Origin of the sequence: Dyella sp. (genome assembly GCF_035486915.1) — a bacterium.
GTDB lineage: Bacteria > Pseudomonadota > Gammaproteobacteria > Xanthomonadales > Rhodanobacteraceae > Dyella_B.
Window position 1 is genome coordinate 1 of the sequence record NZ_DATHMR010000127.1, and the last position, 21,525, is coordinate 21,525.

The following is a 21,525-nucleotide window of genomic DNA, read 5'->3' on the forward strand; positions in this document are numbered from 1 at the left end:
AGACAGGGAACGTACGAAGAGTTTGTTTCTTCGCTGTTCGACCTATGCGGCATACGCGAGCATGTCGCCTTCAGAAAAACAGAGATCGACCTCGAAAATCCCACCGGTTTGACAGCCGATTTCGAGCACAAGCCGATCGACCTTCTGTTTTCCGACTACATGCATTCGCCTGACTTTGTGCACAACATCGTGCGCGGCTTTCTTCCGCGCATGGCAGCCACATCATCGATCTTCATCGATAGCGCCTCATCGCATGTACCGTCGTTCCTGACGCTCGAGCGGATGATCGAATGCTTCAATGAACAGAAAATTCCCAAGCGCATCTTGCAGGGAATGAGCGAGAGCGATGTATCGATCACACGACGGCTTCTATCGGAATCCCGGTTCCGACTCATGCATCTGATGGAAAAGCGCGATCGCGCCCAGAACAGCACGTCCTGGATACGCATCGAACCTGTCGACACGCTGCCGCCGGTGACGGCGTTCTTTCATTGAAGACGCTAATGATGCACTTGGCGTGATTGACCGAACGCCTACACCAACAACCGAGCCGAGCTCCCTGCCCGGCTATCGACCACTCAGCCGGTTCGGCAATCAGCCGTTTGCCAACGCTATCGCGTCGTCGATGCGCTTCAATGCCTCATCGCGACCGGTCAGATAAATCGTTTGATCGATCGACGGCGATACTTGCGTACCTGTCATCGCCACGCGCAGCGGCTGGGCGATTTTGCCCATGCCCAACTCGAGTTTGGCAGCGACCTGCTCGATCACCTGATGAATCGGCTCGGGCTTCCACTCGCACGTGGCGAGCAACTCGCGGGAAGCCTTAAGCACCTGTACGGCGCTGTCGTTCTTCAGATGCTTGGCAACGGCCTTGTCGTCCCATTCGGGAATCGGGCCGTACCATATCTTCGCGCGCTCGGCCATTTCCTTCAGCGTGTGTACGCGATCGCGCAGGGCGACAATCACACCGGCAGGCGCGGGACCTTTGCCGATATCGATGCCGGCGCGCTCGAGATGCCACGTGAATTCGGGCACCAGTGTCTGCGGATCGTCGCTCTTCAGATAATGCTGGTTGAGCCATAGAAGCTTTTCCGTATCGAAACGCGATGCGGCTTTGTTGACGTCGGCGACGTCGAACAGCTTGACCATTTCCTCGCGCGAGAAAATTTCCTGATCGCCGTGCGACCAACCCAGACGCACAAGATAGTTGAGGATCGCGTGTGGCAAGAAACCATTCTCGCGGTACTCCATCACGCTCACCGAATTGGTGCGTTTGGAGAGCTTCTTGCCCTCCTTGTCGAGGATCATCGGCAAGTGCGCGAACTCCGGCACTTCTGCGCCGAGCGCGCGATAGATGTTGATCTGACGCGGCGTGTTGTTCACGTGGTCATCGCCGCGAATCACTTCGGTGATGCCCATGTCGATATCGTCGACGACCACCGCAAAGTTGTAGGTCGGCCAGCCGTCCGAACGAAAGATCACCAGATCGTCCAGTTCCGCATTGGCCCATTCCACTTTGCCCTTGACCTTGTCGTCGAACACGACAGTGCCTTCCAGCGGATTCTTGAAACGAATCACGCGATTGGGATCGTCGCGATAGGGTTCATTGCGATCGCGGTAGTAGCCGTTGTAGCGAGGCTTCTCGCCACGCGCCATGGCCGCTTCGCGCATGGCTTCGATTTCTTCCTTGGATTCGTAGGCGTAATAAGCGTTGCCGGTGGCCAGCAGCACGTCGGCGACCTGCTTGTAGCGCGCCAGGCGTTGGGTCTGATAGATCGGCGCGTCGTCCGCGCTCAGATCCAGCCATTGCATGGCGTCGATGATCGCCTTCACGGCTTCATCGGTCGAGCGCTCGCGATCGGTATCCTCGATGCGCAACAGGAATTCGCCACCGCGGCGGCGTGCCTCCAGCCAGCAATACAACGCGGTGCGTGCGCCACCGATGTGCAGAAAACCGGTGGGGCTGGGAGCGAAACGGGTGCGGACGGTCATGGATTCGGTCGAGGCGCGATGCGGGATCGGTGATTTTAGCCGATTCGCGGCCCCAGCCTTAACCCGGCCCTCCCCCGCACGGAGAGGGCCTTGTCGCACGCGCTTATTTGACGTGTACGGTGACGACTTTCGACACCAGCGCCGGGTCGAACGGGATGTGGTTGAGGTCGCCCAGTTCCAGCTGCAGGGTATGCGTGCCGGGCTTCAACGTGACTGTCGCTTCGGTCTGACCGCCGCCGAAGTGCACGTGCTGCTCGTCCTTAGGAATCGGCTGGCCGGCGGCAGGCAGATCTTTGACGTCGATCAGCAGATGATGATGCCCGGTGTTCTCGTGGGTGACACCCGCGGGCGCAACGCCCATGCCCTTCAAGCCAAAACGCACGGTGAAGGTCTGTGAAACGGTGGCGCCATCCAGCGGTGAAATGATGTAGACCTGTGCACCCACAGGGGCTTTGGTCACCGGCAAGGTGGGAGCATCCGCAGCCAGCGCGGAGCCGGCAGAGGCAACTAACGCTAACGTGAATAGCAGGCGTTTCATCGGCGTGTTTCCTGGTCCAGGGAAGTGCAAATCTAGCCTAGTTGCAGCCGCTCGGCGACGTTTCCGCATTTGGTAACACGCGTAACCACAGTGTCACGTACCCGCCACGTCTGCGAAACGACGCAAGCGCAAGCTACCGCCGTACAAGACGAGGATGCGCCATGCGTATCGGCATCATCAGCGAGACGTATCCGCCTGAGATCAACGGTGTCGCACTCACCGTTCATGGTCTGGCGACCGGTCTGGCCTTACGCGGCCACGAGATCGATCTCATCCGTCCGCGTCAGACGGTGAGCCACGTCGACGAACCCGGTATCCATGCACTGGAAACGCGCGGCGCAGCACTGCCCCGCTATCCGGGTTTGCGCTTCGGTCTACCGGCACCGCGCACATTGCGCAAACGCTGGACGGAACGTCGTCCTGACGCCATCTACGTCGCTACGGAAGGCCCGCTAGGCCGTTCGGCCGTAAAAACCGCCGTGCGCCTGGGCATTCCGGTAGCAACAGGTTTTCATACCCGATTCGATACCTACGCCAATCATTATGGTGTGGGTTTTCTCACACCGGTCGTGCATCGTTATCTGAGCCGTTTCCACAGCCGCGCCAATGTCACGCTGGTGCCAACCGAAGCGCTTGCTCAGGAACTCACGGCGATGGGTGTGGACCACGCGCGCCTGCTGCGCCGCGCGGTCGACACGAAATTGTTCAGCCCCTCCAAGCGCGATGCATCGTTGCGCGAAAGCTGGGGTGTGGATGCGGATACACCGGTGGTGCTTTACGTCGGCCGCATCGCACCGGAGAAAAATCTGGACTTGGCAGTGGATACGTTCCGCGCCATCCAGAAAGTGTCGCCCAAGGCCCGTTACGTGTGGGTGGGCGACGGCCCTGCTCGCGCAGGCCTGCAGGAAGCGCATCCGGATTTCATCTTCGTCGGCATGAAGCGCGACGAAATGCTTGCCGCCCATTACGCCAGCGCGGACATGTTCTCGTTCCCGAGCCTGAGCGAAACCTTCGGTAATGTGATTCTGGAAGCGCTCGCATCTGGTCTGCCGGTGGTGGCCTACAACGAAGGCGCTGCGCGCGAGCATCTGTTGACCGATGTGAATGGTTACCGGATCGAATCCGGTGACACCAAGGCATTTACCGCTGCCGCGGTGAAGCTGGCCGGCGACGTTGCACTGATCCACACGATGGGCGCCGCCGCCGAAGAGAGCATGGCGCGTCTTTCGCCGGAAGCCGTGATCCGAGAATTCGAAACCCTGTTACGCGAATTGGTCGAGGAGAACGTGCATGAGCGTCACGTCACCATCGCACCTGCCTGACCCAGTCGCTCTTCCGCGCCATGCGTTTGATCGACGCATGTGCATTGCCGCCAATCGTTGGGGTGCGCGGCACGCAGTGGGGATGTTCTTCGGCATTATCAGTCGTCTCGGCGACGGCATTTTCTGGTACGCCTTGATGGCGGCCCTCGTACTCATCGACGGCAAGCGTGGTTTGGAAGCCGCCGCGCACATGGCTGTGACCGGCTTGGTTGCCTTGGCGCTATATCGCATCCTGAAGCGCTGGACGCGTCGCCCGCGCCCGTTTCGCACCTGTCCCGGCGTGATCGCACACGTGCCGCCGCTGGATGAATTCAGTTTCCCATCGGGACACACGCTGCAGGCGGTGGGTTTCACCATCGTCGCCCTGGCGTGGTACCCGGTGCTTGCACCGCTGCTGCTGACATTCACCGCGCTGGTTGCCGCATCGCGCGTGATTCTCGGCCTGCACTATCCGAGCGATGTCCTTGCAGCCATGGTCGTGGGCAGTGGCCTCGGCGCGCTGTCATTGTGGCTGGTACACAGCGCGCCGATGCTGTTGGTCTGATCGCATTGATCAATCGCTGCGCATACCGTCGCGACGCGCTTTGACTTCAACGACATAGCGCATCTATCCACAGGCTCTACCGGACACTTTCCACAATCGCTGTGGAAAAGTGCGCGCACTTGTTGCGCAAACATTTACCACTGCGTGCCAAGTGATTGATCGCACAACCGAGAGTTCGAGTTTTCCACAGGCTTTTCCAAGGTACATCCACATTCGCTGTGGAAAAGATTTCTGCTGCCGTTGGATCAACCATTTGCGGATGCAAAAACAACAATGCCGCCCGAAGGCGGCATTGAATGCGTACGGTGGGAGAAGCGTTTTACGCAGCGCGCGGCACTTTGCGCAGAATGTTTAACACGTCGGAAAGCTTGTCGCGCATCTGGCGCCGATCCACGATCATGTCGATGGCACCGTGATCGAGCAGAAATTCCGAGCGTTGGAAGCCTTCGGGCAGTGTCTCGCGCACGGTTTGCTCAATCACGCGCGGACCGGCGAAGCCGATCAGCGCTTTCGGTTCGGCGACGTTGATATCGCCCAACATGCCGAGGCTGGCCGATACACCACCGGTCGTGGGATGGGTCAGCACGCTGATGTATGGCACGCCCGCTTCGCGCAGACGCGCTAGCGCGGCGGAGGTCTTGGCCATCTGCATCAACGAGAACAGTGCTTCCTGCATGCGCGCCCCGCCAGTAGCGGAGAAGCACACCAGTGCACTGCGTTCGGCGAGCGCCTTTTCCGCAGCGCGGGTGAACTTCTCGCCGACCACCGAGCCCATCGAGCCACCCATATAGGAGAACTCGAATGCGACGGCCATCATGGGTCGGTCTTTGAGCTTGCCGCTCATCGCAATCAGCGCATCTTTTTCGCCGGTGGATTTCTGCGCGGCGACGATGCGATCGCGGTATTTCTTGGAATCGCGAAATTTCAGCGGATCGCTGGGTTCCATACTGGCCCAGTGTTCCTGCGTGCTGCCTTCGTCGAGGAAAGCCAGCAGACGCTCGCGTGCACCGATGGCGTGATGGTGGCTGCACTTCGGGCAGACCATCAGGCTGCGCTCCAGCTCCGGCCGGTAGAGCACCGCGCCGCAGCCGGCACACTTCTCCCATACACCCTCAGGTACCTTGCCTTTGCCGCCGGGCGGACCTTGCGTCCGTACCCGCGGTGTCATGATTTTTTGCAGCCAATTCATAGAAACCTCAATCCTGAACCCGGCGGCCCTCGACCATCGGGACTTCAATGGGGGCGCTTTCGTCCAACGTCCAGTCCCTCACACGTAGAAGGACCGTGGATAGGGTGTTGCCCCATCCGTCGTACGTGTGACCACTCGGATGCGAGCGCGTTCCATTCACTGCGCCCACGATGGCCATTCACCCCACCCCGTTCCCCTCCTCAAGGGAAAGCAAGCATTACGGCGTGTCCAGCGCCGTGCGAATGGGTCCGAGAAAGCCCTGAACCCGTGCCGCGATATCCTGCGCTGTGGTCGCACCTTCCAGGCGTTCGACCAGCGCACTGCCGATCACTACCGCATCGGCAAAACCAGCGATGGCTTTGGCACTTTGCGCATCCTTGACGCCGAAACCGACCGCTACGGGCGCCTTCGCATGAGATCGGATATCCGCCACGCGTGTAGCGATGTCCTGCGTACTCAAGCGACCCGCTCCGGTGATGCCGGCGAACGATACATAGTACAGGAAACCATCGGCCGCCTCGCACAACGCCGCCATACGCGCGGGTGCGGTGGTGGGGGCCGCAAGCAGAATCTGTTGCAAACCCGCTTTGCGCAGGGGCTCCAGCACTGCTGATTCTTCAAGAGGGCAATCCACCAACAACACACCATCCGCACCCGCCGCCACCGCTTCGTTGGCGAAGCGTTCGTAGCCGTGAATTTCGACCGGATTGAGGTACCCCATCAGCACGATGGGTGTCTCGTCGTCGCGTTGGCGGAATGCTGCCACCCACGCAAGCACGTGGGCCAATCCAACACCTTTGGCAATGGCGCGCTCGCTGGCGTGTTGAATCACCGGGCCATCGGCCATCGGATCGGAAAACGGCACGCCCAGTTCGATCAGGTCGGCGCCTGCGTCGACCAGCGCATGCATCAACGCGACGTGGTGTTCAGGTGTCGGGTCGCCTGCGGTGACGAAGGGAATCAGGCCGGTGCGTCCAGCTGCTTTCAACGCGGCGAAACGGCGATCGATGCGACTCATACCTGTACTCCTTCGCGGGCTGCAATCGTGTGCACGTCCTTGTCGCCACGTCCGGAAAGATTGCACAGCACGATGCCATCTTTGGGTAATTCACGCGCCAACTTCATCGCCTGCGCAACGGCGTGACTGGATTCGAGTGCCGCGAGAATGCCTTCGGTTCGTGCAAGCAGATGGAACGCTTCCAAGGCTTCGTCATCGGTGACACCCACGTATTCAGCGCGCCCCGCATCTTTCAGGAACGCATGCTCAGGACCGACGCCGGGATAATCCAGACCTGCGGAAACCGAGTGCGTCTCGGTAATCTGACCGTTGTCGTCGCACAACACGTAGGTGCGATTACCGTGCAGCACGCCAGGGCGGCCTGCTGCAAGCGACGCAGCGTGATGACCTGTCGCGATGCCCTCGCCCGCTGCCTCCGCACCGACCATGCGCACGCCGCTGTCATTGAGAAATGCGTGGAACAGTCCGATCGCGTTCGAACCGCCGCCCACGCACGCTGTGAGCACATCGGGCAGACGACCGTAGTGCTCCAGCATCTGCGCACGCGCTTCGCGTCCCACGATGGCGTTGAAATCGCGCACCATCATCGGATACGGGTGGGGGCCTGCCACGGTGCCGATGATGTAGAACGTGTCGGCAACGTTGGTCACCCAATCGCGCATTGCTTCGTTCAATGCATCTTTGAGCGTTTTCGAACCGGATGTCACCGGCACGACTTCGGCGCCCAGAAGTTTCATGCGGTAGACGTTGATCTTCTGGCGCTCGATATCGACCGCGCCCATGTACACCACGCACTTCAATCCGAAACGTGCCGCGACGGTGGCAGTGGCGACACCGTGCTGACCTGCACCGGTTTCCGCAATCACACGCGGTTTGCCCATGCGCTTTGCTACGAGCGCCTGGCCGATGGTGTTGTTGATCTTGTGCGCACCGGTGTGATTGAGGTCCTCGCGCTTGAGCAGAATGCGCGCGCCGCCCACATGCTTGGACAAGCGCTCGGCGTGATAGATCGGGCTGGGGCGACCTACGTAATAGGTGAGGTCTCGGTCGAGCTCGGCCAGAAACTCCGGATCCTCGCGAAGGCGGAGGTAGGCTTCGGTCAGCTCGGCAAGCGGGGCCATCAGGGTCTCGGCGACGTACTGGCCGCCGAAGTCGCCGAAGCGCCCGTGGGCGTCGGGCCAGCTGTGGAAATCCCGGATCGTGGGCATGTGTCAGAAATCCTGCGCAATAGATTTAGCCAGGCCGCAAAAATATCGCGAATTCGTTGATCAAAAAAGCGATATCATGGGTTAAACGTGTCAGGAAAACTCACAATACCGTGGGCCGAGATCTTCCCTCACTGAACGCCCTTCGCGCTTTCGAGGCAACCGCCCGCCTGGGTAGCCTCAGCCGCGCCGCCGAGGAGTTGCACGTCACGCACGGCGCCATCAGCCGCCAGGTGCGCGTGCTGGAGGAGGCGCTGGATCAGCCACTGTTTGCACGTCAGGGACGCGGCATCGCGCTGACGGCCACGGGAGAGCTACTGCGCGATCGCGTGGCGGGTGCTTTCGATCAGTTGCGGGACGGATGGTCAGAGCTTCAGCGCGGCCGTGCAGAGGGCCCGTTCGTGCTCGGTTGTGCCAGCAGCCTGTTGGCGCGCTGGGTGATTCCTCGATTGGATCGGCTTGAACGCGATCTGCCGTCACTCAAATTGCATCTCTCGCCCGAGGAAGACCCGCTGGCGCCGCAACACGCCGAACTCGATGCGGCGCTGGCACTTCGCGCAGCACCGTGGCCGGCAGGTTGGGACGTGCACGAGTTGGCGCCGGAACGCATCGGCCCCGTCGTAAGTCCGCGTTATGCCAATCTTGATCGCTTGCTCGACGGTGGCGAATCTTCGCTAGGCGATGAAGCGTTGTTGCACACCACCTCACGCCCACAGGCTTGGCCGGAATGGGCCGAGCTAAGCGGTGTATCACCTGCGTCGCTTCATTACGGCCAGGGATTCACCCGTCTCTTCTACTTGCTGGAAGCAGCGGTCGCGGGACTTGGCGTCGCCATCGCGCCCGCTCAACTTGTGCAGGATGATGTGAAAGCGGGACGGTTGCTTGCACCGTGGGGATTTCGTCAGACACACGCGCAGTGGATTCTCGCAACACCGCGGCGTAGAAACGACAACCGTATTGATGCGCTGGCTAAGTGGTTACGCAACGCACTGCGTGACGCTTAGTGCGTCGAGCGAACAGCCATAATGAAGTCACGCATCTTTGCGGGATCTTTGATGCCTGGCGACGATTCAATACCGCTCGCCACATCCACCGCCCACGGTTTGGCGACACGAATGGCCGCCTGCACGTTTGTCGACGTGAGACCACCGGCGAGAATCAGCGGTTGATGCACATCGTGCGGCATCAACGACCAATCAAACGATTTGCCACTGCCACCGGCCTCGCCCAGCCCGTGACCATCGAGCAATAAACCCGCCGCTCGCGGATAGGCACGCAACTGTGGCAACGCCGACGCTCCTTCACCCATCGCGATGGCCTTTAGATACGGGTAATCGAACTGAGCGCACCAGTGGTCGCTCTCCGCACCGTGAAATTGCAGCAACGATGGCCGAACGGTCTCGATGATGGCGCGAACGAACTCCGTCTCGTCATCCATACACAACGCAACAGTCGATACAAACGGCGGCATGGCGTGGACGATCGTTTTGGCTTGCGCTAACGACACCTGTCGCTTGCTGCGTGCCGTAAGCACTACACCAATGGCGTCGGCGCCAAGTTGCGCCGCAAGCAACGCATCTTCGACGCGCGTCATGCCACAACACTTGATGCGTGTCATTCGCTCACCTCGGCTGGCAAACCCCAGCGTTTTTCATAGCGCGGACCGATAAACGTCAGACCCGACGCCGCAGCGGTGGGACCGGCCACTTCACGATTGCGCCCGGCCAAAAGCTCTGCGACCCATACCTCGGGTTGTTCGCCCCGACCAACCACCAAAAGCGAACCAACGATGTTGCGCACCATATGATGCAAAAATGCATTGGCCTCGATTTCGACGATCACGTGAGCATCTTCGCGACGTATTTGCAGCGTTTTGATCAGACGGCGCGCATGTTTCGCCTGACAGGAAACGGCGCGGAAAGCGCTGAAATCATGCTCACCGATTAACGCCTGCGCGGCGGCGTGCATGCGCGCCGCATCGAGCGGAAGACGCTCCCACGTCACGTACCGCGCATCGAGCGCAGGGCGAATGCCGCGATTGAGAATGGTGTAGCGATAACGGCGACTGCGCGCGGAAAAGCGTGCATGGAAATCATCCGGCACCGGTTGCGCCCATAGAACAGCCACGCTCGTCGGCAGATTCGAGCTCGTACCCAACACCCAACCGCGCATATCGCGCTGAACGGCCGTATCGAAATGCACGACCTGGCAGCGGCCATGCACCCCAGCATCGGTGCGCCCTGCGCATGTCACTTCGATCGGTTCGGCGGCAACAAAGGACAGTGCGCGCTCCAAGCACGCTTGCACGCTGGCGCCATGGCTGAGCCGTTGCCAGCCTAGAAAGTCGGTGCCGTCGTATTCAATACCGAGTGCAATGCGCATGGATAATCGGAAAACTGCGAGACGTTTAGCGTAACAGTTTGGACAGCAGCCCTAACCTCCGGGCAGCTTTTTAAGCGCAAAGGCCAGAAAAACATCGGGCCGGCATGGCCGGCCCGATCTGTCTTCATGCAACACGACGATGATCAGCGAATCTTGGCCATCAACGTCTTGGCGACATCCTTCTGCATCTGCGTGCCTTCCTGCAGCACTTCATCCAGCATGGCGCGCGCACCGTCCGGGTCGCCCATGTCGAGGTAGGCGCGAGCCAGATCGAGCTTGGTGTCGATCGGATCGTCATGCAGTTCACCGAAGTCAGCTGCATCGGTATGCGCGGTTTCGTGCTCGTCGGCAGCATCTTCGAAGTTCCACGTCGAGACCGGCTCCGCTTCGGTTTCCTGCTTGGCGGTGGTTGCGTGACCGGGGTTCGCTTTCGCTTCTTGCTGATGCGGCGTGAGGTCGAAGTCGAAATGGTATTCGCTGACTTTCGGCTGCGACGGCACCGGCGGCGGCGCCTTGGCAGTCGTGGCTTCGTTGCTACCTGCGTAGCTATCCAGATCGAACTGATGGAGCGGCGAACGCTCGTCGGCGCCCGACGGTGGAATGTGTGCTTCGGCGAACAGCGGATGACCGGGAGCAAGATCCTGGCCCATATGCACCACGTCCTGCCATTCCGGTTGATCGGCTTCGGTGATGTGTGCATGCATCGCTTCGGCAGCTGCCTCGAAATGCTCTACATCGCGACGGGTGTAGTACAGGCTTACAAGCTCCAGGTGCAGGCCGATGTCATCCGGATTCTCGGCGAGCTGGTCGAGCAGTTGATCCTGATCGGGGTCGGAACCCGAATGCGGGTCATCGAGATCGGCGGTACCGAAGCGATCAGCGAGTGAACCCTTGGAAGCGGTGGGTTCCAGCTTCGCTGTCTTCTTGGGCGCTCCACCCGACTTGCCGCGACGCGAAAGCGCGCCGAGGATTGCCAGGACGATCACGCCGCCGCCAATCGCCCATGCCCACGTCTGCATGTACCAGGGCTCTTCGGTCGCCCTCGGCGCGACGGGCGCATGGTGAGACGAACGAACGATGGGCTTCGCGGCAGGCGGAGCAATCGGCGTGGTGACGGCAGCGTTGCTCGGTGCCGATGCGCTGCTCGCGGGCGTCGTCGCCGTTTTCGGTGCTGATGCAGCGCTCGCAAGTGCAGGCGTAGCGGCGGCAGGTGAGTGAGTCGGCGTCGCGACAATAGGCGGCTGCGCGGCCGGTGCAGGTGCGGGAGTCACTGAAGCAAGCGGTGCCGCCGGTGCCGGCGGCAAGCCCGCCGACTTGCGCGCGTCAGCGAGCTTCTTCTGCAGATCGGCGATTTCGTTGTCCTTGAGCGACAACAGTTTCTGGTTCTTGCCGTTGATGTCTTCGAGATCTTTCAGGCGGGACTTCAGCTCATCGCTCTGCTGCTGCAGGGACGACAGCGTTTCCTGGCTGCGCTGCAGTTCCTGGCGGATCTTCGCACTTTCCGCGCCCTTGCCATTGGAACCCGCACCGGCTGACTGGCCTTCGCCACCCGGCGGAACCAGGGCGAGCTTGTCGGCGTTGCTGGTCGCCGTCGGCGCGACGGAAGCATTTGCGCGCGTGCCACCCGCGGCGACCGATGTCGGTGCCGCGCCGACCGTGCCATTGCGCCAATCGGTCTCCTGCTGGCGCACCTGTGCAGCGGCATCCGCGGCGGCGACCGCGGCGGCGTCATCCTTCGAAGGCACGCGCAGGATGGCGCCAGCTTTTAGGGCGTTGATATTGTCGCGATAGAAGGCATCCGGATTGGCGGCCTTCAACGCAAGCATCATCTGGTCTTTGTTGACGCCAGCCATGGCGGTTTCCACCGCTACGTGAGAAAGCGTCTGGCCCTTCTCCACCGTGTACTCGCCGTTCTTGAGTCCGGCCGGTGCCTCGTGATGAGTCGGTGCGGCGGCGGATGTCTGTTTTGGCGTTGCGGAAGAGGTGCTCGCAGCCTCCGTGCTGCTGGCCGCTGCCGCGTGGTGGTGAGTCGGTGCGCTGCTCGATGCGGCCTGGGTCTTGTTCGGCGGATCGAGCAAGACGGCGACTTCGCTGACGCTGCTGCCCGTGCCGGTGTTCACTTTCACGAACAGGTCGAGGTAGGGATCGTCCACCGCCGTGGCGCTGGTTATACGGATGACCTTATGGCCATTCACGTCTACTACGTTGAATTGCAAGGCAATCGTCGGCCGGGTAGCGCCGACCTTGGCGAAGGCGTCGCTCGGTGCCAGTTCGGCGCTGAGGTTCTGCAGCTCAGCTGGCGTTCCCTGCGTGACCGGGATCTCGACCAGCAAGGGCTGACCCAGTGCCGATTTGACGTGCGCCTGGCCCAGTTCCACCGCTGCCGCCTGTGTACTGCCCAGCGCAAGCGCCATCAGTATCGACAGCTTCAACGAACGATTCATCGCGTGCTCCCCCGAACGACCGGACGCTTTAGTCAATTAAATCACCGCGGTTGCGGAGACTTCCTCTCAGAAGGCGTCACTTTAGTTAGATAAACGTCAATCAACAATAGCCAATCTTGGTAATAGCCCGTCCCAGAGCCGTTTTTTTACCCAACGTGACGGCCGTCAATGCCCGGCGGCGGGTTTCTGGGAGGCATCCTGCGCAGCCTTCAACTCCCGCTTTAATTCTTCAATAGTACGGTCTTGCTGTTGCAGGTGCTCGGCCGCCTGCTGGCTGGCCGATTCCTGCTGCCCCACGTCTTGCTGCAAATGGGCGACCTCGGCCTCGTGCTGGGCCACGCGCTGGTTCACACCGGCAACTGCTTTTTGCGTCGTCTGCGTGCCGGATGTAGATGGCGGCGGGTCAGCGAGCACGACTGTCGAAACCAACAAAACAACTGCGAGAACCAGCACGCGATATCGCATTACAAATAATCCTCAATCAGCAATTCCGCGATCTGCACGGCATTGAGTGCCGCGCCTTTGCGGATGTTGTCGGACACGATCCACATATCCAGACCGCGTTCGTGCGAAATGTCTTCGCGGATGCGACCGACGAAGACCGGATCTTGACCGGCCGCATCGCCAACCGGCGTGGGATAACCGCCCGCTTTGCGCTCGTCCTGCACAACGATGCCTTCGGCATTTTCCAGCAGTTCGCGTGCTTCTTCGGCGCTGATCTTATCTCGCGTCTCGATGTGCACCGCCTCGGAATGTCCATAAAACACCGGCACACGCACCGCCGTGGGATTCACCTGGATAGATTCGTCCTCAAAAATCTTGCGCGTTTCCCACACCATCTTCATTTCTTCCTTGGTGTAGCCATTCGCCTGGAAGTCGTCAATGTGTGGAATTACGTTGAACGCGATCTGCTTGGGAAATTTCGACTTTTCGACATCCTGGAAGTTGAGCAGCGCGGCTGTTTGCTTGCCGAGCTCTTCCATGCCCGAGCGGCCTGCGCCGGACACCGATTGATACGTCGCCACATTGATGCGCTCGATGCCCACCGCGCGATATATCGGCGCGAGCGCCACCAGCATCTGCATCGTGGAGCAATTGGGATTGGCAATGATGCCGCGGTTGGTGTACTGCGCGATCGCGTGCGGATTCACTTCGCTCACGACCAGCGGAATGTCGTCCTGATAGCGAAATTCCGAGGTGTTATCGATCACTACGGCGCCCGCTTCGGCGGCGCGCGGCGCGTGCTCGCGACTGACCGACCCCCCCGCCGAGAAGAAGGCGATGTCGACCCCGCTGAAATCGTAATCGGCAAGATTCTTGACTGTGATCTGTTTGCCGTCGAATTCTACTTTGCCACCGGCCGAACGCTCGCTCGCCAGCGGCACCAGCTCGCTGATCGGAAATTCGCGCTGGGCCAGGATGCTCAGCAGGGCTTCGCCGACGGCACCCGTGGCGCCAACCATGGCTACCTTGTAACTGCTCTTCTTGCTCATTTATGGGTCACTTGTTTGGGATTCGGAAGGTTGCCGTGGCCCAACCCGATGCCCGCAATCGGGGAATCTAGCCTGCACGGCACGCAAACAACACGGCACAGCCTCGCCAGCGTGAGGAGCATCACGTTTCGCCCCGCCGCCTGTTGAGGGCATGAGGATTGAGCAGGGACGGCGGATGGCCCGCGTTGGGTCCATAGCCCAGCGCGGCAAGGAGATTGTCCGCCGCCAATTGAGCCATCGCCCGGCGGGTATCGGCGCTGGCGCTGGCGATATGCGGGCTAAGCACGGCGTTCTCGAGTTCGCGCAGCGCTGGATGAACGGAAGGCTCGCCTTCGAACACATCCAGCCCTGCCGCCGCCAGCCTACCCTCGCGCAACGCCGCAGCGAGCGCCGCGTCATCGACGATACCGCCACGCGCGATATTCACCAGCACTGCCGTGGGCTTCATCTGCGCCAGTTCATCGGCGCCCATTGCATGATGATTTTCCACGCTATAGGGCAGCACCAGAACAAGATGATCGGCACGCTGCAGCAGCTGCGTCTTGTCGACGTATTGGGCGTGATATGCGCGCTCGGTAGCCTCGGGCAAGCGCGTGCGGTTGTGATAGATCACCGGCATATCGAAACCGGCGCCGCGGCGTGCAATGGCCTGCCCGATACGGCCCATGCCAAGAATGCCTAGCGTCTTGCCGTGCACATCCACGCCAAGCCAATCGTCGAAGCGCATGCCGCCGCGCCAGCGGCCCGCCCGCAACCAGCGCTCGGCGCTGCAAACGCGCCGTGCTGCCGCTAGCAGGAGAGCCCATGCGTAGTCGGCCACGGTTTGAGTCAACACATCGGGGGTGTTGGTGGCAAGAATGCCAGCCACCGTCAGCGCTTCCAGATCGAAGTTGTTATAGCCGACACCCAGATTCGCGATGGCGCGCAAGCGCCGGTTGCCGGCAATGACGTCGGCGTCGATGCGATCGCCCAAGCTGACAATCGCACCATCAACGTTTGCGAGCTTGTCGTGCAACTGCTCGGGCGAGCGTTTGGTTTCCTTGGTTTCCGCACGCACTTCGACGTACTGCGCCAGCGTGGCCAGTACTTCCGGAAACAAAGGTCGCGAGACCCAAACGCTGTGTGACTTGCTCATCATCGGTGTGACTACTGCGAGACTCCTGCCGCACGTGTACCGGACTCATCTTGCTCCCGGCACCCTTAACCCATCAGGGAATGCGCGGTTTTATCTCACCTACGTCGCCGCATTGCGCGCGATGGCGCAGGGCGTGATCCATCAGCACCAGGGCCATCATCGCCTCGGCAATCGGCGTGGCGCGGATGCCTACACAGGGGTCGTGACGCCCTTTGGTGACCACGTCGACCGGCTCTCCCGCTACATTGACGCTGTGACCGGGAATGAGAATGCTGGAGGTAGGCTTCAGAGCCATTGAGGCACGAACCACCTGCCCCGTACTGATGCCACCCAGAATGCCACCCGCGTGATTGGACGTAAAGCCGTCCATACGCATTTCATCGCGATGCTGGCTGCCGCGCTGCGAAACGGCGTCGAACCCGTCGCCGATCTCGACGCCCTTGACGGCATTGATGGACATCAACGCCGAGGCGAGATCGCCATCGAGCTTGCCGTAAATGGGCTCACCCCACCCAGGCGGCACGCCCTCGGCTTCGACATTCACGCGCGCACCGACGGAATCGCCGGACTTACGCAACGCGTCCATGTACTTCTCAAGCGCCGGGACCTGCTCCGCGTGCGGCCAGAAGAAAGGATTCTCTTCCACCGCACTCCAGTCGAAACCTTCGGGCACGACATCGCCGATCTGCGCCAGATAACCACGCACCCGAACGCCATAGCGCTCGGCCAACCATTTCTTGGCCACCACGGCTGCGGCCACCCGCATGGTAGTTTCACGCGCGGACGAACGGCCGCCACCACGCGGATCGCGGATCCCGTACTTCTGCCAGTAGGTGTAATCGGCATGACCCGGGCGGAAGGAGCTGGCGATGTCGTTGTAATCCTTGCTTCGCTGATCGGTGTTGCGAATCAACAAGGCAATCGGAGTACCAGTCGTCTTGCCTTCATAGACACCAGAGAGAATTTCAACGTCGTCGGCTTCGTGGCGCTGCGAGGTGTGACGACTGCGGCCGGTCGCACGGCGATCGAGATCGGTGCGGAATGCTTCGGCATCCAGGCCCAGTCCAGGCGGACAACCATCGATCACGCAGCCGATGGCAGGGCCATGGCTTTCGCCGAATGTGGTGACAGTGAATAGCTTGCCGGTTGAATTGCTGGACACGTGGAAACCAAGGCTGAGATGTGAATCGACGGGGCTCGATGGTCATGCAACCCATCGAAACGATGCCCGCATCTTGCCACGCCTCGGCGCCCGGCGCCTTTATGAGCGCACCTTCTAAGCCTTGCGCTTTCTCGCTTCAGGCCATTCGCGCGCCAGGATCGCGAAGATCATGTCGTCCACCCACTCACCATGCAGCCAAAACCGCTCACGAAAATGCGCTTCCTGCCGCATGCCCAATGCGCGCATCAGCGCCTCGCTTGCCCGATTGCGCGGGTCGATGGACGCATGAATCCGGCGGGCGTGAAACGTATCGAAGAGATAATCGAAGAGCCCGCTCGCCGCTTCATAGGCGTAGCCTTTGCCCTGGTGTTCCGGCGCAACAGTGATACCGAACTCGTAAGAACCCTCAGGATCGACGGGAATATGCAGCCCCAGATCGCCGATCAGCGCATCGTGATCGGCCAGGCGAATGGCGCGCTGCACCCAGTCGCCACGCGTCTCCGGCGACCACTGCATTTGCGTGCGAATGAAATCGAGCGCCTCCACGTGCTTGGTGGGGCGCCACCCCTGGTATCTGGCCACGACGGGATCGGCGCGGTAGCGGAACAACTCGTCCGCATCGTCTTCGCACAAGGCGTCAAGACGCAATCGCACGGTGGCGAGTACCAGATCCATATCGATCAGCGCGAACGACGCACCTCGGCAGCTTCATGAATCGCTTTGGCGTGTTCGATCAGCTCGCGACGCTCGATCGCGAACACGCCCATCTGCCCTACTTTAAACTCAATCCACACGAACGGCACCTCCGGCAGCAGCGCGCTCAACGCATGCTCGCTTTCGCCGACTTCAACGATCAACAAGCCTTCCTCGGTGAGAAGATCGGCGGCCTCGTCGAGGATGCGCACGCAGATGTCCAGACCATCGTCGCCAGACGTCAACCCGAGTTTCGGCTCATGGCTATATTCGCCCGGCAGCGCGGCGTATTCGTCTTCCGTCACATAGGGTGGATTGGACACAATCAGGTCGTACTTGCGGCCTTTCAGTCCTTTGAACAGGTCGGACTTGACCACTTCGACGCGCTCACCCACATGCTGGAACGCGACGTTTTCACGTGCGAGCGACAAGGCATCCTCGCTGATATCGACGATATCCACCTGCCAGTGCGGGTTGTATTCGGCCATCGCTATGCCAATGCAGCCCGAGCCGGTACACAGGTCGAGCGCACGTTCGACATGGCGGCCATCCATCCACGGCGTGAATCCGGATTCGATCAGCTCGGCGATCGGCGAACGCGGCACCAGTGCGCGACGGTCGCTCTTGAACTTCAAACCCGCGAACCAGGTTTCGCCCACGAGATAAGCGACCGGCAGGCGTTCCGTGATGCGGCGCTCGATCAGTGACAGTACGCGCGCGCGTTCTTCGGCGGTGAGTTTGCCAGCGCCATACGCGGGCGGAATATCCGGTGGCAAGTGAAGGCTGGCCAGCACCAGATGCGTGGCCTCGTCGATCGGGTTGTCGTGGCTATGCCCGAAGGTCAGACCCGCAGCGGAAAACCGGCTGGCGCCGTAGCGGATGAAATCGATGATCGAGGCGAGTTCGGAAGTCACGTAGGCACGGTCCGTCTTAGGGGCTGAGAAGTATAACGATTGCTCGCCGGAGCCTGTTCGAAACGTGCCCATCTTCGCTCATGACGCCAGCTCAGGCCGCCTCGCCTCCTTGTGGTCCGTAGAACATCACCCAGGCGCTGAAATCCCTGGTGAAATCCTCGAAGTGATGCGGCGTGCCGGCGGGCACGAAGAGCAATTCGCCAGGGCCGAACTGTTGCCGCGTGTCGCCGCAGACAAAGTAGCCCCGTCCGGAGATGACCATGCATAGTTCATCGCGTCGATGCGGTGTCTGTGCATCGATGCCGGCAGGCTGAAAAATTTCCACCTCCAGCGAACCGTGTTTGAACATGCCGGTGGCCGTCTTCTTGACCTGGTCGAGTGCAGCCAGCGCGCTGGCTGGGGTGAGTCGTTGATGCATACCACCTCCCAAGGAACGACCCATCCCCCTTATGGAATCGTTCCGTTTTACTTCATACTTGCTGGATGACTTTCAAGGTATTGCTGCAATACATCCTTCCCCATCGGGCGCTTTCGCGCGTGGTTTACTGGGCCACACGCTGGACGTTCGTGCCGTGGAAAAATTTTTTGATCAACACGATCGTGCAGCGTTACCAGGTCAACATGACCGAAGCGGCGCAACCCGACCCCCTCGCGTACCCGCACTTCAATGCGTTTTTTACACGCAAACTTCGTCCTGATGCCCGCAAGGCAGATGCATCTGCAGCCGCGCTGCTCTCGCCTGCCGACGGACGCATCAGCCAAGCGGGCCCCATTACCGACGGACGTATATTCCAGGCCAAGGGGCAGGACTACACGGTCGCCGAACTACTCGGTGACGAGGCAGCAGCTTCCCCCTACGCCAGCGGCCAATTCGTCACCGTCTACCTCTCGCCGCGCGATTACCATCGCGTACACATGCCACTGCGCGGCGAGCTGACGGAGACAGTGCATATACCGGGCCGAATCTTCAGTGTTGCCCCTTTTGCCGTGGAGGCCATTCCGCGACTCTTCGCACGAAACGAGCGATTGGTCTGTCACTTCGTAGGTGAGCACGGACCGTTCGTCGTTGTGATGGTCGGGGCGATCCTGGTGTCCTCGGTGGCCACCGTGTGGGACGGGCTGGTGATCCCCCCCTATGCCTCGTCGATCCGCCGCAAGTCATTCGCTGGGCAGAACGTCTCCCTGGACCGTTTCGCCGAGATGGCGCGGTTCAACATGGGCTCCACCGTGATCCTTTTGCTGCCCGAAGGGGCCGCGAGGCTGGACGGCCTGGACCCCCAGCAACCGGTTCAGGTTGGTCAAAAATTAGGTGATCTACTTCACATTTGTTAGGTATTTTGGCCTTCGGCTACACGCCTGATTCGCTGAACGTTGACGTAGGTCGTCATTTTGTGACGTTTTGTGCGCATTCCGCGTCGACAATTTGTTATGCTCCCGTCCTACCCGCGCACCCGTGCGGCGCCTGTATCAGTGAGGGGTCACATGCAGATCGTCACTCGCATCATCGCGATGGTTCGCGCTCGGCAGCTGCAGCGCCAGTTCAGCCAAATTGACCGCACCGTTGCCGCCATGCCCGCCAAAGCGCGCGCCCGCTTGGGCGTCATGACCTTGCGGGAAATCGGGCAGGCCTCCAAGAGCGAGTTCCCCCACCTTTACGGTACGGAACCCGGTGCACGCTACCTCCCATGGGGTCAGGGCACCGACGTCGGCTTCAGCCGCGCCCAGTCGGACAACCCGGAAGTCGCGCTCCGCGGTATCTCGCTCTGGCTGGCCGTGGCCTATCACGAAACCAAAGATTCGGCGCATGCAAGCGTGCAGCCCCAGCATCGTCAGGTGCTTCGCGTGTTGCGCGAATTGCGCGATGCCAGCGGTGAGCAGGTCGATGCCGTGGCGCAGTGGATGCGCTCAGGCGCCGCCGCCTGATTCTATCCATCTAACGGCATTCGATTGCTGCCCGAAACGGCCTCTCCTGATAATGGAGAGGCCGTTTCGTTTTGGGTCAATGGCGACTTGGCTCAATGACAACTGGGCAGTTTGATCACCTGCCCCGGGCGCACATGGTCGAACTTGAGGTTGTTCATGCGTGCGACTTCGCTGGAGCTCGAACAACTGCCGTGCCTGCGCACGATGCTCGCAAGCGTGTCTCCACGTCGAACGGTGTAATGAACAACGGGATCCGGCGCGGCAGCCGGCGGCACATCCGGCACGACGGGCACGATGGCGTTGTGCAGATCGCTGGCGAGAATCGGCCACGGACCATTCACGCAGCGCACCGCGTACGCTTTCTCCAGTGCCTTGGGAACCTGCAACGTCGATCCGACGGGCTGCTCCTGTTGCGGGTCAAGACGCGGATTGAGGTTGCGCAAGGTACGGAACCAGCCTTCCAGATGATTATCGGCCGAGCCCAGACACACGGTGAGTTCGGAAATGGATGCCGCGCGCGCCAGCGTGATGCTGCCAGTCTCATTGTTCACCTGCGGGAAATGCAGGTTGTAGCTGTCCGGATGCAGGAAAAGCCACGCGGCCGCCAACACCTCCGGCACGTAATCGCGCGTTTCCTGCGACAGCTGATTGTAGATACGCGGATCGTAGAAGCTCACTGAGGTGTCGTCGCCCACCAGCCGGCGCATACGGCCTTCGCCGCCGTTGTAAGCAGCCAGCGTCAGTTCGAGGTTGTCGTTGAACGCTTGCAACTGCTCGTTCATGTATTGGGCGTTTGCGCGCGCCGATTCGCCCGGATCGAAACGCGTATCGAATCCATCCTGCTCGCTCAATCCGAAACGCAGCCCGGTTGCGTACATGAACTGCAGTGGGCCCGCCGCGCCGGAGCGCGACACAGCGTGCACCTTGCCGCCCGACTCCTTGGCGAGAATGCCGAACAACAGTGCTTCGGGAAGGCCCTGCTGCTGATACTGCGGCCACATTTCCTGACGCAGGTATTCATAGTTGACGTAAGCGTCCATCAGGTTCGAACGCCATTGCGTCAGCCACATCTCCAGCGCCGCTTTCACGGGGCCATTCATCGCGATCAATTCAGAAAGCTGATGTCCGCGCAGCAAGGTCACGCTGCGCTGTACCTCGGCCGGGTTGATGGCGCCGCCGGATTGACCAGGAAGCGACGTCGTCGCAGGTTCGCCCGTGTCTTCATCCGGCGTCTCATCACCGATAAAGCTGCCATCCTTCAGGCGCAGCAGGTGATCGAACACGGAGAAGAAGCGCTGTGGATCGCATCCCGGCGTCGTGCCGCATTGAGCAGCCGAGTTCTTCAGCTGATCCAGCGCCTGATCCAGCGTCTTCTGTGCGCCTTCGGCATCACCTGCACGCGTCTGCTGCAGCGCCGTTTCGTAGCTCCGACTCGCCTGATCGAGCTGCCCGTAGAGCGCATTGAGGGAGGCTGAAGGCGGCTGTGGCTTGGTCGCACTCGCGCCTGACGCGCAGGCAGTCAACTGCATCAGCGCCGCAACCAATGAAACAAGACGAAAGGAACGGGC

At 60.8% G+C, this 21,525-nt stretch carries 22 protein-coding genes; 6 read left to right on the forward strand and 16 right to left on the reverse strand.

The features are described 5' to 3' along the window. On the forward strand, window positions 1-495 hold a 495-nt coding region (locus VK725_RS09845), incomplete at its 5' end, for a hypothetical protein (RefSeq protein ID WP_325317876.1). 99 nt (window positions 496-594) lie between these two features. On the opposite strand, the gene gltX is transcribed toward VK725_RS09845, so the two are convergent. Then, window positions 595-1,995, reverse strand: coding sequence for a glutamate--tRNA ligase (gene gltX, locus VK725_RS09850; protein ID WP_325317877.1), 1,401 nt, complete (start codon window positions 1,993-1,995; stop codon window positions 595-597). Window positions 1,996-2,098: 103 nt separating this feature from the next. Further along, on the reverse strand, window positions 2,099-2,533 hold the full coding sequence (locus VK725_RS09855) for a DUF4399 domain-containing protein (protein ID WP_325317878.1): 435 nt from the start codon (window positions 2,531-2,533) through the stop codon (window positions 2,099-2,101). Between the two features lie 161 nt (window positions 2,534-2,694). On the opposite strand from VK725_RS09855, the gene VK725_RS09860 reads away from it, so the two are divergent. Together VK725_RS09860 and VK725_RS09865 are read left to right on the forward strand one after the other, a co-directional pair. Then, entirely contained in the window at window positions 2,695-3,855 is a 1,161-nt protein-coding gene (locus VK725_RS09860; RefSeq protein ID WP_325317879.1) for a glycosyltransferase family 1 protein, read from the forward strand. Further along, the gene (locus VK725_RS09865; RefSeq protein WP_325317880.1) at window positions 3,824-4,399 is read left to right on the forward strand and encodes a phosphatase PAP2 family protein; all 576 of its coding nucleotides are present in this window, start codon (window positions 3,824-3,826) and stop codon (window positions 4,397-4,399) included. Before VK725_RS09860 ends, VK725_RS09865 begins: the two co-directional genes overlap by 32 nt. A 319-nt stretch (window positions 4,400-4,718) precedes the next feature. Here the strand turns inward: VK725_RS09865 and accD are convergent, their stop codons facing one another. From accD to trpB, 3 genes are all read right to left on the reverse strand, one after another. Continuing rightward, window positions 4,719-5,588 (reverse strand): acetyl-CoA carboxylase, carboxyltransferase subunit beta, encoded by an 870-nt coding sequence (gene accD, locus VK725_RS09870; protein WP_325317881.1) that lies wholly within the window; start codon window positions 5,586-5,588, stop codon window positions 4,719-4,721. Window positions 5,589-5,805: 217 nt separating this feature from the next. Next, a complete protein-coding gene (gene trpA, locus VK725_RS09875) occupies window positions 5,806-6,606 on the reverse strand; it encodes a tryptophan synthase subunit alpha (RefSeq protein ID WP_325317882.1) in 801 nt (266 codons plus the stop codon). After that, window positions 6,603-7,814: a tryptophan synthase subunit beta gene (gene trpB / locus VK725_RS09880; RefSeq protein WP_325317883.1), complete on the reverse strand. Its 1,212-nt coding sequence runs from the start codon at window positions 7,812-7,814 to the stop codon at window positions 6,603-6,605. The genes trpA and trpB overlap by 4 nt, the downstream gene beginning before the upstream one ends. A gap of 110 nt (window positions 7,815-7,924) precedes the next feature. Here trpB and VK725_RS09885 point away from each other — a divergent pair, with 110 nt between their 5' ends. Next, on the forward strand, window positions 7,925-8,815 hold the full coding sequence (locus VK725_RS09885; RefSeq protein ID WP_325317884.1) for a LysR family transcriptional regulator: 891 nt from the start codon (window positions 7,925-7,927) through the stop codon (window positions 8,813-8,815). On the opposite strand, the gene VK725_RS09890 is transcribed toward VK725_RS09885, so the two are convergent. The 10 genes from VK725_RS09890 to VK725_RS09935 all read right to left on the reverse strand — a co-directional run bounded on the left by VK725_RS09890 (window position 8,812) and on the right by VK725_RS09935 (window position 18,452). Continuing rightward, window positions 8,812-9,429, reverse strand: a complete 618-nt coding sequence (locus VK725_RS09890) for a phosphoribosylanthranilate isomerase (RefSeq protein WP_325317885.1) — start codon at window positions 9,427-9,429, stop codon at window positions 8,812-8,814. The two genes, VK725_RS09885 and VK725_RS09890, sit on opposite strands and share 4 nt — an antisense overlap. Then, window positions 9,426-10,193 carry a tRNA pseudouridine(38-40) synthase TruA gene (gene truA / locus VK725_RS09895; RefSeq protein ID WP_325317886.1) on the reverse strand — a complete coding sequence of 256 codons (768 nt, stop codon included), beginning with the start codon at window positions 10,191-10,193 and terminating at the stop codon, window positions 9,426-9,428. Before truA ends, VK725_RS09890 begins: the two co-directional genes overlap by 4 nt. Before the next feature lie 143 nt (window positions 10,194-10,336). Beyond that, a complete protein-coding gene (locus VK725_RS09900) occupies window positions 10,337-12,637 on the reverse strand; it encodes a FimV/HubP family polar landmark protein (protein WP_325317887.1) in 2,301 nt (766 codons plus the stop codon). Between the two features lie 165 nt (window positions 12,638-12,802). Further along, the gene (locus tag VK725_RS09905) at window positions 12,803-13,102 is read right to left on the reverse strand and encodes a hypothetical protein (protein WP_325317888.1); all 300 of its coding nucleotides are present in this window, start codon (window positions 13,100-13,102) and stop codon (window positions 12,803-12,805) included. Beyond that, entirely contained in the window at window positions 13,102-14,130 is a 1,029-nt protein-coding gene (locus VK725_RS09910) for an aspartate-semialdehyde dehydrogenase (protein ID WP_325317889.1), read from the reverse strand. The genes VK725_RS09905 and VK725_RS09910 overlap by 1 nt, the downstream gene beginning before the upstream one ends. A 121-nt stretch (window positions 14,131-14,251) precedes the next feature. Further along, entirely contained in the window at window positions 14,252-15,265 is a 1,014-nt protein-coding gene (locus tag VK725_RS09915; protein ID WP_325317897.1) for a D-glycerate dehydrogenase, read from the reverse strand. Window positions 15,266-15,338: 73 nt separating this feature from the next. Then, window positions 15,339-16,427, reverse strand: coding sequence for a chorismate synthase (gene aroC / locus VK725_RS09920; RefSeq protein ID WP_325317890.1), 1,089 nt, complete (start codon window positions 16,425-16,427; stop codon window positions 15,339-15,341). Between the two features lie 114 nt (window positions 16,428-16,541). Beyond that, window positions 16,542-17,102, reverse strand: a complete 561-nt coding sequence (locus VK725_RS09925) for a GNAT family protein (RefSeq protein WP_325317891.1) — start codon at window positions 17,100-17,102, stop codon at window positions 16,542-16,544. Window positions 17,103-17,107: 5 nt separating this feature from the next. Further along, complete coding sequence (gene prmB, locus VK725_RS09930; protein ID WP_325317892.1) at window positions 17,108-18,034, reverse strand: 50S ribosomal protein L3 N(5)-glutamine methyltransferase; 927 nt, start codon at window positions 18,032-18,034, stop codon at window positions 17,108-17,110. A gap of 91 nt (window positions 18,035-18,125) precedes the next feature. Next, on the reverse strand, window positions 18,126-18,452 hold the full coding sequence (locus tag VK725_RS09935; protein ID WP_325317893.1) for a cupin domain-containing protein: 327 nt from the start codon (window positions 18,450-18,452) through the stop codon (window positions 18,126-18,128). Between the two features lie 65 nt (window positions 18,453-18,517). Here VK725_RS09935 and asd point away from each other — a divergent pair, with 65 nt between their 5' ends. After that, window positions 18,518-19,366 carry an archaetidylserine decarboxylase gene (gene asd / locus VK725_RS09940; protein ID WP_325317894.1) on the forward strand — a complete coding sequence of 283 codons (849 nt, stop codon included), beginning with the start codon at window positions 18,518-18,520 and terminating at the stop codon, window positions 19,364-19,366. 150 nt (window positions 19,367-19,516) lie between these two features. Further along, window positions 19,517-19,957, forward strand: coding sequence for a hypothetical protein (locus VK725_RS09945; RefSeq protein ID WP_325317895.1), 441 nt, complete (start codon window positions 19,517-19,519; stop codon window positions 19,955-19,957). 92 nt (window positions 19,958-20,049) lie between these two features. Here VK725_RS09945 and VK725_RS09950 read toward each other — a convergent pair. Beyond that, window positions 20,050-21,525: transglycosylase SLT domain-containing protein (locus tag VK725_RS09950; RefSeq protein ID WP_325317896.1), on the reverse strand; the 1,476-nt coding region annotated here is incomplete at its 5' end.